Source organism: Acetomicrobium flavidum, from assembly GCF_900129645.1.
In the GTDB taxonomy this organism is placed as follows: domain Bacteria; phylum Synergistota; class Synergistia; order Synergistales; family Acetomicrobiaceae; genus Acetomicrobium; species Acetomicrobium flavidum.
On record NZ_FSQZ01000001.1, the window covers coordinates 1,719,836 to 1,732,200 of the forward strand.

Annotated in this window: 10 protein-coding genes and 2 tRNA genes; 10 read left to right on the plus strand and 2 right to left on the minus strand. The window is 44.2% G+C overall.

What is annotated here, in order from left to right; genetic code table 11:
* Nucleotides 1-14 precede the first annotated feature (14 nt).
* On the minus strand, nucleotides 15-1,892 hold the full coding sequence (locus BUQ78_RS08530; RefSeq protein ID WP_200779705.1) for a thiamine pyrophosphate-dependent enzyme: 1,878 nt from the start codon (nucleotides 1,890-1,892) through the stop codon (nucleotides 15-17).
* 168 nt (nucleotides 1,893-2,060) lie between these two features.
* Here BUQ78_RS08530 and BUQ78_RS08535 point away from each other — a divergent pair, with 168 nt between their 5' ends.
* The 10 genes from BUQ78_RS08535 (at nucleotide 2,061) to BUQ78_RS08580 (ending at nucleotide 11,074) form a co-directional block, all read left to right on the plus strand.
* Nucleotides 2,061-2,774 carry a GntR family transcriptional regulator gene (locus BUQ78_RS08535; protein ID WP_074199917.1) on the plus strand — a complete coding sequence of 238 codons (714 nt, stop codon included), beginning with the start codon at nucleotides 2,061-2,063 and terminating at the stop codon, nucleotides 2,772-2,774.
* Between the two features lie 5 nt (nucleotides 2,775-2,779).
* Entirely contained in the window at nucleotides 2,780-4,135 is a 1,356-nt protein-coding gene (locus tag BUQ78_RS08540; protein ID WP_074199918.1) for an acyclic terpene utilization AtuA family protein, read from the plus strand.
* 2 nt (nucleotides 4,136-4,137) lie between these two features.
* The gene (locus BUQ78_RS08545) at nucleotides 4,138-4,470 is read left to right on the plus strand and encodes a DUF4387 domain-containing protein (protein WP_074199919.1); all 333 of its coding nucleotides are present in this window, start codon (nucleotides 4,138-4,140) and stop codon (nucleotides 4,468-4,470) included.
* 213 nt (nucleotides 4,471-4,683) lie between these two features.
* On the plus strand, nucleotides 4,684-5,514 hold the full coding sequence (locus BUQ78_RS08550) for a tripartite tricarboxylate transporter substrate binding protein (protein ID WP_318259592.1): 831 nt from the start codon (nucleotides 4,684-4,686) through the stop codon (nucleotides 5,512-5,514).
* Between the two features lie 68 nt (nucleotides 5,515-5,582).
* Nucleotides 5,583-6,017: a tripartite tricarboxylate transporter TctB family protein gene (locus BUQ78_RS08555; RefSeq protein WP_074199921.1), complete on the plus strand. Its 435-nt coding sequence runs from the start codon at nucleotides 5,583-5,585 to the stop codon at nucleotides 6,015-6,017.
* A 17-nt stretch (nucleotides 6,018-6,034) separates the two neighbouring features.
* The gene (locus BUQ78_RS08560) at nucleotides 6,035-7,546 is read left to right on the plus strand and encodes a tripartite tricarboxylate transporter permease (protein WP_074199922.1); all 1,512 of its coding nucleotides are present in this window, start codon (nucleotides 6,035-6,037) and stop codon (nucleotides 7,544-7,546) included.
* A 54-nt stretch (nucleotides 7,547-7,600) separates the two neighbouring features.
* Nucleotides 7,601-9,538, plus strand: coding sequence for an aconitate hydratase (locus BUQ78_RS08565; RefSeq protein ID WP_074199923.1), 1,938 nt, complete (start codon nucleotides 7,601-7,603; stop codon nucleotides 9,536-9,538).
* Between the two features lie 6 nt (nucleotides 9,539-9,544).
* Nucleotides 9,545-10,807 carry an isocitrate dehydrogenase (NADP(+)) gene (icd, locus tag BUQ78_RS08570; RefSeq protein ID WP_143228365.1) on the plus strand — a complete coding sequence of 421 codons (1,263 nt, stop codon included), beginning with the start codon at nucleotides 9,545-9,547 and terminating at the stop codon, nucleotides 10,805-10,807.
* Nucleotides 10,808-10,888: 81 nt separating this feature from the next.
* Nucleotides 10,889-10,982, plus strand: a tRNA-Ser gene (locus tag BUQ78_RS08575).
* 15 nt (nucleotides 10,983-10,997) lie between these two features.
* Nucleotides 10,998-11,074, plus strand: a tRNA-Arg gene (locus BUQ78_RS08580).
* 82 nt (nucleotides 11,075-11,156) lie between these two features.
* Here BUQ78_RS08580 and BUQ78_RS08585 read toward each other — a convergent pair.
* Nucleotides 11,157-12,314 (minus strand): DUF3798 domain-containing protein, encoded by a 1,158-nt coding sequence (locus tag BUQ78_RS08585; protein ID WP_318259653.1) that lies wholly within the window; start codon nucleotides 12,312-12,314, stop codon nucleotides 11,157-11,159.
* Nucleotides 12,315-12,365: the final 51 nt, after the last annotated feature.

Below are 12,365 nucleotides of genomic sequence, written 5' to 3' on the forward strand. Positions count from 1 at the left end.
CTCTCAAAATACGACTAGTCCTCGTACCTTAAGGCCTTTACGGGACAGGTTTGAACACAAGAGCCATCTCCTATACACAACTCTTCTGATACCTCAACCGAGCCGTCATCTTTCAACTGAAAACTGGGGCATGCAAAGGCCTTTACGCATTCATATATGCGCTTGCATTTTTCTTGATCAACGGATACCTGTCTTTTTGTCAATTTGCCCTTTCGGCGTTGTTCTCTCGTGAACTTGAGCATACATGGATGTGAGGCAATTACGACGGAAAACCCTTCCTCTAATACTGCCTCTCGGACTGCCTCTGTCAGTTTTTGTTGTGAATAGGCATCGACCACCCTTATGGACTTGACCCCAAGGCCTTCGAGCATTTTCTTTATGGAGATTGCGTCCGTGGGACCATTAAAATTCTTTCCCGATCCGGGATGATCTTGATGACCCGTCATTGCCGTCGTGCCATTTTCCATTATTACCAGCGTCATATTGTGGCGGTTAAAGACTGCGTTGATAATCCCTGGTAGCCCTGCATGAAATAGGGTGGAGTCGCCTATAAAGGCCACGACCTTTCGTTCATCGTTAAAAAGCGAAAGCCCCGACCCTGTGCCTGTGGAATGTCCCATGCATAACATAACTTGCCCCATCTCGTGAGGTTCAAGGTAGCCCAAAGTGTGACAACCTATATCTGCCACTGTTATGTCGGTATCTTTTAAGGCGCGTATTATCGCGTAAAATGCAGATCTATGCCCGCATCCAGGACATAGCTGAGGGGGTCTCGGCGAGGGCATAGGGCCTTTAGGCGAGAAGCCCATATCCGGAAGCATGTCCGGCCAAGTCTTTTTCATGACACTGTAGACCTTTTCCGGCACGTATTCGCCAACCCAATCTTCCAGGTCCTTTTTACCGATGATCCTGCTTTTTATGCCTGAATCAAAGGCTATGGATTTTACCTCAACTTCTATGAAGTTATCCAGTTCTTCAAGAACCTTGACCTCATCGTGAGAGGCTAAAAAGTCGGCAACTAGCTTTCGGGGTAAGGGGTAGGCCATGCCCAACTTTAAGATGTCCGGCTTTTCATCAGCAAATTGAAGGACGTCCATCAAAGAAAGAAACGGAAGTCCTGCCGTTATTATTCCGCGCCTGTTGTTGTCGTTTTTAACAAACAAATTAAAAGGCGAAAATTCGGCGTATTCTCGAAGTCTTTCGACATTTTCAAGCGCCCTTCGTTTCATCGGGTACACGGTAGCTGCCGTTAGAGGGATATAGCTATCGGATTTTGGATCAAATCGCGGCGTGGGATCGAGAGGTTTGGGATTCCAGCGACCAAACCGCACCTTTTCCTTGGCGTGGCATACATGCGTCGTGAGCCTTACTATGACGGGCATGTTATGTTCTTTCGACAACTTTGCTGCCTCAAGAAACATCTCGTATGACTCTTTGGGCGATGCAGGTTCGAAAACAGGCACATACGCCAAACGAGCAAGATGTCTGTTGTCCTGCTCGTTTTGAGAGGAGTTTGCACCAGGGTCGTCGCCCAATACTATTACCATCCCCCCCAGAAGATTCATCATCGACAATTGCACGAAGGAGTCGGCAGCGACATTTAACCCTACGCTTTTAAAAAAGCAACAAGACAGATGTCCATTTATGCTACCGCCAAACGCTACTTCAAGTGCAACTTTCTCATTTGTCGAAAACTCAAAGTAAAATGGGCGTCTTTCGTGTGGAATGGAAGCTATTGCTTCAGCGATCTCAGGGGTTGGAGATCCTGGATAGGATGAAGCTACCCTAACGCCAGCTTCCACCATAGCTCTAACTATGGCAGTGTCACCCATAACTATCTCGCTGAAGGGTTCCTCCCTCAAAAGCATTTCTCCCATATCCTTCAAGGCCATCACCTCGCCTCGTGTTAATTGAACTAAATTTATTTTAGCATAAACATCAAGATACTTTTATAAAGAAATATTACTTGACAAAAAATCATATAATGCGTATCCTTGTATCCAGGATCCTGGAATACATTTATAAATACGACATTCATTGTTCTTTTGGAGGGGGTACTAATGAGCGAACTGAAGTTTATCGAACCGATATCTTACGATGAATTCCGACCAATAAGGGATTTAGTGCTCGAACGTTTACGTGAAGCAATACTTAATAAAAAGTTAAAGCCAGGAGATCGTATAGTTGAATCTGAACTTGCTCAGGCACTAAACGTCAGCCGCACTCCGGTACGTGAAGCTTTGCGAGTTCTTGAAGCCGAAGGCCTTTTAAAGAGAGCGCCGAGGAAAGGTCTATTTGTTAAAGGCATTATGATTGAAGATGTAGTGGAAATTTATTCAATTCGTATTGCATTAGAAACGCTAGCCGTTTCAAAGGCCGTCAACTCCATAAGCTTGCCAGAGATAAACAGACTTAAATCTCTTGTCGAACAAATGAAAGAATATACGGATTCCAGGCAATCAGAGAAGCTTTTTTCAGTTTGCCAGGAGTTTAACGACATCCTGATTAGAGCTTGCAGAATGCCAAGGCTAATCAAACTTGTCAAAGTCTATATGGAATACTTGGAAGATTTTCGTGCCATCTCGATGGCAAAGCATGAAAGACAAGTAGCAGCTCTGAAAGAACATGAAGATATTTTGCAGGCTGTAATCGATAGAGATCCGCAAAAAGCCGAAAGAGCAGTTAGAAAGCATCTACAAGGGGCTTTAGAGTCTTTCTTGAAGGAAGAAGGGCTTTATGAAGAGCATGAAGCAGATAAAAAGGTGGTGAAATAGAAATCATGGATGAAATTCGTGTCCTTACGCCAAATGGAATGTTGGGTTATGGTTTTCCTGTTAAGTGGTTTGAGCGGGCTTTATCTATGAATCCTCACGTTATAGCAGTAGATTCTGGTTCTACAGACAGTGGTCCCCATAAACTTGCGACTGGTGTCATGACTTGTTCGAGAGCGGCTTATACTAAGGACATATCACTTCTTTTGGATGCTGTGAACGAAAAGAAAATTCCTCTTTTTATCACTTCAGCTGGTGGGGCCGGTACTAATGATCAAGTTGACATTTTTTTGGATATCATTAGGGCTATATCAGAAGAAAGAGGCTACCACTTCAGAATAGCGGCTATATATAGTGAAATAAATAAAGAAATCATAAAGAAAAAACTGAGAAACAACGAGATCGCTCCGTGTGGACCGGCTTCACCTCTTACAGAAGAGGAAATAGACTTGGCTACAACTATAGTAGCTCAAATGGGAGTAGAACCACTTTTAAAGGTGTTAAATGAAAGTGAAGTAGATGTTGTAGTTGCTGGTAGAGCCTACGACCCTGTTTCGATAGCAGCCATCCCTATTAATAATGGATTTGATCCGGGACTCGCCTGGCATATGGGGAAAATTATGGAGTGTGGAGCCCTTTGCGCTGAACCAGCAGGCAAAGTGATGTTTGGAATAATACGTAAAGATCACTTTATTCTAGAACCTGGCAGCCTTGAAGAGCGATGCACTGCATGGTCGGTGGCTGCGCATACTTTATATGAAAAATCTCACCCCTATATGTTGCCTGGTCCCGGTGGTACGTTAGACTTGTCTAATGCCAAGTTTGAACAGGTAGATGATCGAAGGGTTAAGGTATCTGGCAGTAAATTTATACCTTCTGATAAATATACAGTTAAACTAGAAGGAGCTAAAAGAGTTGGGTTTCGTTCGATATTTATTGCCGGGGTCAGAGACCCCATTTTAATAGAGCATATCGATGATGTTATAACTCAGGTTACTGAAGATGTAAAGGATTATTTCAAAGACATATCGGCTGATCAATATAAGATGATATATCACATATATGGCAAAAATGGGGTTATGGCCGAATATGAGCCCATGAAGGATTTCAAGCCTCTTGAATTATGCATTATTTTAGAGGTTGCTGCATCTACACAGGAATTGGCCACCGCAATATGCTCTAGGGCTAGGACGGAACTTTTACATTGTCCTTATGAAGGACGCATAGGTACAGCGGGCAACATAGCACTTCCATTTACACCTCTTGAGATCCCTTTAGGAGAAGTATGTGCTTTTAATGTTTATCATCTTATGGAGATTGATAATCCTGCAAATCTTTTTCCCGTCAAGTATTTGGAGGTGTAGGTATGAATAAAAAAACTGTAAAACTTAAAGATATAGCAAAGGTTATAAGGAGCAAAAACGCTGGTCCATTTGAGATAACTTTCGACATAATATTCAAAACGAAAGAGGATTACGAAAAGGTCAAAGCTTCAGGTGTGCTGAACAAAGAACTTATAGCCCGTATATATAGCTTAGATCCGCAAAGAATTTTAACATTTGTGTTTTATGATGCAGCCAACGCCGTAAAGATCACCATACCGCGAATGCGACCTCAAGGGTCAGTTGGAGAGGTTGATATGCACGGCGCACAGCAATATGTGCCACTATTTGACATTGAAGTCCCGATAGGTGCATGACATTGTTTTATGGGGCAATACAAAAATATACATTATAAGGGAGGTATGGCAATGAAAGGGAAGGCGGTCTGGATCATAGGAATCGTCGCAGCTGTTCTCCTTATAGGGACTATGGCTGTCGCAAAGCAGGAATATCCCAGTAAACCCTTCGAGTTTATAGCACCGGCCGGTCCAGGTGGGGGGTGGGATACTACCATTAGGATGGTAGCAAGGGTGTTGCAGGAGGAAAAGTTGGTACCTGTTCCGATGCCGGTTGTTAACAAGCCGGGAGGGGGTGGCGGTGTTGCTTTGGCTTATCTGCAACAGCGTAAGGGAGATCCATATACTGTGGCAGTTTATTCACCGCCACTCTTGTTAATTAACCTGACAGGTCAAACCAAGCTTTCCTTTAAGGATACCACTCCAATAGCCATGCTGATCAGTGACTATGGTGCTTTCGCAGTGCCAAAAAATTCTCCTTATAAAACGATCAATGATGTTATGAATGCTTTAAAGAAAGATCCTAAAAGCGTTAAAATTGGAGGCCTCTCATCTCCTGGATCAATGGACCACGTGCAATTTCTCATTGTCGCCAAGGCTGCAGGAGTAAAAGATTTGGCACAGATTCCCTATATCGCTTTCCAGGAGGGTCAGCATTTAGCCGCCCTACTTGGCGGGCATATCGATCTTTTGAGCACAGGATTAGCTGAAGTGCAAGGACCCATGCTGTCGGGTGACATCAGAGTGCTGGCTCTTTCAAGGCCCGAACCGTATGCGGATGGTCCTTTCAAAGAGGTTCCTACCCTTCGTCAGGCTGGAATTAATGCCGAATTCATAAATTGGCGAGGCTTGTTTGGCCCTCCAGAAATGCCTGACTATGCAGTCAAATATCTTGAAGAAAAGCTCGCACAAATGGAAAAGACGAAACTGTGGGATGAAGTATGCAGAACGAACGGATGGGATAAGAGTTTTATGCCCTCAAGTGATTTCAAGGCATTTTTAGCGAGGACAAATGACGAATATAAAGAAGTTTTGAAAGCAATAGGTTTCTATAAAGGCGAGTAATTTTTAAGATACAAGGGGACAGCTTGGAATATAAAAGGCTGTCCTCTTGTAAAAGGAGGCAGTGTAAGATGAATCCTGATATTATCGTTGGCATTGCAGGGTTTGTCCTTGGAATATCTTACCTAATTCAAAGCCTTAGCATACCGAAAGCATTTATAGGTAATCCATGGGCACCTATTTATTTTCCTTTGTCTTTAGGAGCTTTAATGACCTTGTGTAGTATCATGCTTTTGTTTCAGGCTTTGCGACAAAAAAAGAAAGGTATGAAGTTAAGCACTAAAGCCCCCTGGTTTCTGATTATGGGCACGATAGCAATAGGGTCTCTTTACGCTGTCTTGTTTAATAGAATAGGCTTTATCTCATCTACCATTATATTCATAGGAGCAATGTTATTTTTGGTTAACGGTACAAAGGGCTGGTTTCTAAACATCGTGTTGGCGATTTGTTTAACGCTAAGTGTTTGGTATTGCTTTGAGAAGGTCTTGTATATTACATTGCCTTAACGGTGAGGTGGGCGATATTGGAGACAATTAATAATTTATTATATGGATTATCTATTGTCGTTCAACCAGTTAATATAATTTTTATGTCAATAGGGTGCATCCTTGGAACGGTACTTGGAATGTTGCCAGGGGTCGGTCCGGCAACTGGAGTAGCTTTATTGCTTCCGTTAACATTTACTATGGAGCCCGAGACAGCATTGATTACTATGGCAGCAGTATATTATGGTGCGATGTTTGGTGGTTCTAGAAGTGCGATACTTTTAAATGTCCCTGGCGATGGCGCTGCGGTAGCTTCATGCTTTGATGGATATCCCATGGCAATGAATGGAAAAGCTGAATCTGCTTTGGCCATATCTGCGGTGGCTTCTTTTATAGGTGGCTTGGTTGCTGCAGTTATTTTTCTCTTTTTGGCAATGCCTGTGGCCAGGTTTGCTCTGCGTTTTGGGCCTCCCGAGTACTTTATGTTGATGGTCTTTGCCCTATCTGCTACTGCCTCTTTAACTGAAGAAAGCCCTATAAAAGGTTTTATGTCATTGCTCTTTGGTCTTATGATAACGACCATAGGAATAGATCTCCAGTCGGGAGTTTTGCGTTTCACTTACGGGATTCCCGAACTTCAGACAGGGATCGATTTTGTGGTGGTTATTGTAGGAATATACGGTATAGGAGAAGTATTCAAGAACTATGAAAACATAAAAGAAACAGGAATGTATGCTTTAAAAACGACTTTTGGACGCATATGGTTCACGTTGGAAGAATGGCGTAGGTGTGTGTGGCCTATACTTAGAGAGTCTATTGTGGGGTTTATTGTTGGAGTTTTGCCTGGCGCTGGCGGAACCATTGCGGCGATGATGGCTTATAGTAACGAAAAGCGATTGTCTAAGGAGCCAGAACGTTTTGGTACAGGTGTACCGGAAGGTTTGGCGGCTCCGGAATCGGCCAATAATGCAGCTTCTATTGGGGCAATGATACCAATGCTTACGCTTGGTGTACCCGGTTCGGGTACAACGGCGGTAATGCTAGGTGCGTTGATGATTTATGGATTGCAGCCTGGCCCTCTTCTTTTTCAGCAACATCCTGAGATAGCATGGGGAGTAATAGCAAGCTTATTTGTGGGAGATTTGATTTGTATAATAATTAACCTCCCATTGGCGGGATTATTGGTCAGGTTGCTGTCAGTACCAGGGCGTCTACTTTATCCGCTAATAGTTGTAATAGCTTTCTTTGGAGTGTACACTATAAATTTTTCGATCGTAGATTTTTATTTGCTTCTTATCTTTGGATTTGTAGGATATTTTATGAGAAGGTATAAAGTTCCATTGGCACCCATGGTATTGTCAGTTGTCTTGGGGTCTTCAATGGAAAATTCGTTTCGTCAGTCGCTGATGCTTTCGGACGGAAGTTTAACGATTTTTCTAAGGTCAGGTATAAGTATAACGCTTATGGTACTAACTTTGTTGTCGGTAATATGGCCCATAATATCAAGAAATATAAAAATGCGGCGTGTTTCAACCAAAGGTGTTAGTTAGTGTGAATATTATTTAAAATAATAAGAACAAAATTTAAATAAGGAGGTATTTTTTGTGGCTTTAACTATAACTGAAAAGATAATAAAACATCACTTAATAAATGGGACATTGGATAGGGGAAGACCTATAACAATCAAGATAGATCAAACTTTGGTCCATGATGCGACAGGAACTATGGCCATGTTAGAGCTTGAGGCCACGGGGATTAAACGTGTTAAAACAGACCTATCTGTCGCTTATATTGATCACAACATGATTCAAGAGGACTTTAAAAATCCCGATGACCATAGATTTTTGCAGGATATGGCTGCAAAATATGGGGTCATGTTTTCAAGGCCTGGTAATGGTATTTGTCATCATGTCCATCTCGAGCGTTTCGCAGTTCCAGGTAAGACGCTCCTTGGCAGTGACTCTCATACGCCAACGGCAGGTGGCATTGGCATGCTTGCCATTGGTGCCGGAGGTTTGGATGTGGCACTTGCTATGGCTGGTGAACCATTTACGTTGATAATGCCAAAGATTGTTAAAGTGAACCTAATAGGCAAGCTTCCATCTTTCGTTTCGGCAAAAGATGTAATATTAGAAGTACTGCGTCGTGTTTCGGTCAAAGGTGGAGTGGGGAAGGTCTTTGAGTATTGCGGCCCTGGCGTTAAATCCTTAAGCGTGAGTGAGAGGGCTACGATAACCAACATGGGAGCAGAGACTGGAGCTACCACATCTATCTTTGAAAGCGACGAAGTAACTCGTCAATGGTTAAGAGCACAAGGAAGAGAGCGTGAGTGGGTCTCCTTACACCCAGATATAGATGCCGTTTACGACGAAGAGATCAATATTGACCTGTCATTGCTTGAACCACTTGTAGCAAGGCCATTCTTGCCTGACAACGTAGTGCCAGTTAAGGAAGTTACAGGTATTCGGGTTGACCAGGTAATGTTCGGTTCATGTACAAACTCCTCGCTACGGGATATTTTGACTATAGCTCATATGCTTAAGGGCAAAAGAATACACCCTAATGTTGATGCCGGTCTTTCCCCCGGAAGCAGGCAAATTTTACTACAAGCAGGAGCTGAAGGTGCACTTGAAGATTTGATCACTGCAGGAGTGAGAATTTTAGAGGCAAGCTGCGGGGCCTGTGTTGGTATGGGATTTGCTCCTCCCTCGGAGGGCGTTTCTGTTCGGACTATAAACCGTAATTTCTATGGGAGGTGTGGGCATACCAGCGGCAAGGTTTACCTTGCTAGCCCTGAGGTGGCGGCGGCGGCGTGCATCACAGGTGAAATAGCTGACCCTAGGGACGTATTTGTGGAGCCATTTTATTTTGAGATGCCTTCGGGTCTTATCGTAGATGAAGGAATGTTCATAGCACCCTCGCCAGAACCTGAAAAGATTGTCGTTAGAAGAGGGCCAAACATCAAGCCTTTGCCTGAAATGGGTCCATTGCCCGACAAGCTTGAAGGAAAGGCCTTGATAAAAGTTGGTGACGATATCACTACAGACCACATCATGCCAGCAGGAGCCAAGTTTTTGCCGTTGCGATCCAATATTCCTGCGATCTCAGACCACGTCTTTGAGGTCTTGGATCCCACCTTTGCTAAAAGGGCTAAGGAATTAAACGGTGGATTCATAGTAGCTGGAGCAAATTACGGACAAGGGTCAAGCAGGGAACACGCAGCACTGGCGCCCAAGTACTTAGGAATCAAAGCCGTTGTCGCCAAAAGCTTTGCGCGCATCCATCTAGCGAATCTAGTTAACTTTGGGATACTCCCATTGATTTTTGCTGATGTCAAAGATTATGAAAAAATAGATCAAGGAGATGACTTTTTCTTCGATGTCACTCAATTGGATGCTGAATTTCGCGGAACTTTGCACGATTTGACTAAAAATATTGAAATTGAGGTCGTATGCCCCCTAAGTGCTGACGACTTGAAGGTCGTAAAGGCTGGCGGCAGGCTTAATTGGATAAAATTAAACGCTTCCAATGACAGGAGGTAACATTAAATGTTGAGTTTCCCAGGACTTAAACTTAGTAATATCGATGCGCCTTCTGCTGGTTCTCCAATTACCGTGACAGATGAGGGTATGCTAGTTGTGCCAGACGATCCTGTTATTCCTTTTATCGAAGGAGATGGTATTGGTCCTGATATAACTAGAGCAATGAAGCTTGTTGTGGAAAGTGCGGTTAATAAGGCGTACGATGGTAAAAGACAGCTCTTCTTTTGGGAAGTATATGCTGGCGAAAAGTGTAATAAAATGTTTGGTAACTGGCTAATTGATGATACTTTGAAGGCAATTAAGTATTTCAAGGTTGCTATCAAGGGACCTCTAACGACACCCGTAGGAGAAGGTATACGCAGCATCAACGTCAGACTCAGGCAAGCGCTTGAGTTGTATGCATGCATTAGACCGGTTCGTTATTTTGATGGAGTACCGTCTCCTCTAAAAGAACCCTGGAAAGTCAACATGGTGGTATTTAGGGAAAATATGGAAGATGTCTATGCTGGTATAGAATGGCCAAATGGCAGCGTCGACTGCGCGAAAGTCCGCAATTTTTTAACGAATGAAATGGGAATTACTTTGCGAGAAGATGTTGGGCTTGGCCTTAAACCTATATCGGTATTTGGGTCTAAACGAATTATGCGAAAGGCATTGAAGTATGCCATTGAACAAGGCAGATCGAGCATAACAATAGTACATAAAGGAAACATCATGAAATATACCGAAGGGTTGTTTCGAGCCTGTTGTTACGAGGTGGCAAGGGAAGAATTTTCAGGTCTAACTGTTATTGAGGAAGAAGCTCAACAAAAGGCGACGAGTAGTTTGCCTCGTAGTAAGGTATTGGTAAAGGATAGGATTGCGGATGCCATGTTCCAGCAGATCTTGCTCAGACCTGAAGATTACGATGTCATAGTTACTCCCAATTTAAACGGAGACTACCTCTCCGATGCAATAGCAGCTACGGTTGGAGGATTGGGCATTGCTCCTGGGGCCAATGTTGGCGACGAAGTGGCTGTGTTTGAGGCCACCCACGGTACAGCTCCAAAGTACGCAGGTATGGATAAAGTAAATCCGACTTCATTGATCCTTTCATCTGTTATGATGTTGGAGCATATTGGCTGGAAAGAGGCAGCTGCACTTATCATTAAGGGCATAGAAAGGGCTATACAATCTCGAATCGTGACTTATGATTTGGCAAGGCAAATGGAAAATGCAACGGAAGTGTCGTGTTCTAAGTATGCAGAGACAATATGCAAGAATATGTAAAAGACCTACGATGGGCAATCATGCTTGTTTGTAAAATAGGGATTGACACAAAGCTGGTTAATTTCTAGAATGACTATGCAGGGTGGGATGGCCGAGCGGCTGAAGGCACTCGCCTGCTAAGCGAGTAGGGTGGCTAAAACCGCCCTCGAGGGTTCGAATCCCTCTCCCACCGCCATAGTTCCTAGGGGGTGCGCCGGTAGCTCAACTGGATAGAGCATCGGACTACGGATCCGAAGGTTGGGGGTTCAAGTCCTCTCCGGCGCGCCATGATTACGAAATCAAAATTAAATGCTCCCTCGCTATGAAGCGATGGAGCATTTTTATCGTCATAGAGCCTAATATTTTAAGGTTAGCGAATGCTCAAGTACTTTTTGGGCACTTGGATGTTTGTCATGCCCAAAAATCCTTTTCCAAAGACATAAGTATCTTGATATAGGAGTATATGTCGCTTGTTTTCTATGCCGGTGTTTAAGTCCACATAGTAACTTCCGTTCCATTTAGCTCCCGGAGTATATTTTTCGAAGGCAACCACTAAGCTTTCGAGATCTAGCTTGGCTTTGCCATCTATCACTCGCTTGGCAAGTTCGACCAGGCCGGCGGAATTGGTGTATCCATAAGAGTAGGCCCATGTTCCCAGCCGCCCCGATGCGCCCTTCTCTTTAATGACTTGCTCGATCTTTTTTATTATCGCAGGAAAATCTCCCTTCTCAGCAGACAGGTCTATTCCCAGCGCTCCGGGGTATCCCATGAGAGGGGAAGGAAGATCGGCCTCGACGAAATAACCGCCGTAAGCCACTATCTGTCTGATCAAAGGTTCGGTATGGGCATCGTTGGTGCAGAAAAATGCAGTGTTTTTGCCGTACTTCTGCAGCCATGCAGGGACCTTCTCGAGTATGAACTGCTGAGCTCCGGCTACTCCTACGTCGCTGACCGGGTCCGGTGCCGTCTCGAAGTGGAACTTGAGGCCTAGATCATTACATGCTACCTCCATGATGTTGCGCCTTCTTGAAAGAAGCTCATAACTCATGTGGCGGGGGAAGGAGATGTGGACGAAGTCGGTCGCGCCCATCTTTTTAGCTGCCATAGGGATCAAATATCCCCTATGAATGTTATTGACGTTGGTGATTAGGTCCGCTATGGAGCCGATAACTCCCGGGTCTTCATGTGCCTCTGCCGCAATGCACAAAATGTCCGGCCTTTTTTCCTTTATGCGCCTGAAGGCCTCGGTAGTGCCGGGGATAGCGTTGTTGACGATTATAGCTTTCATCAAAGGATCATCAGCTAAACCTACAATTTGGCTTATGACCGTCTCCATCTCCTGCATGAAGTTATCGGGATATGTGATGTGTTGGATCATGCCGCCGCGAGCTACATCGCCATACTCGCGTATGGCTCGCTCCGCTCCTCGCAAGTCATCCTCGGCCTGCGATACCGTCTCGGTGCAAATGCCGATGTGATAGGGAGCATTTGCTGAGGCTGGCAGCACGAAATACCCAAAAATCATCATGCAGATAAATGCAAATGCAAAAAACCTCTTCATCCCTTATCCCTCCAAACG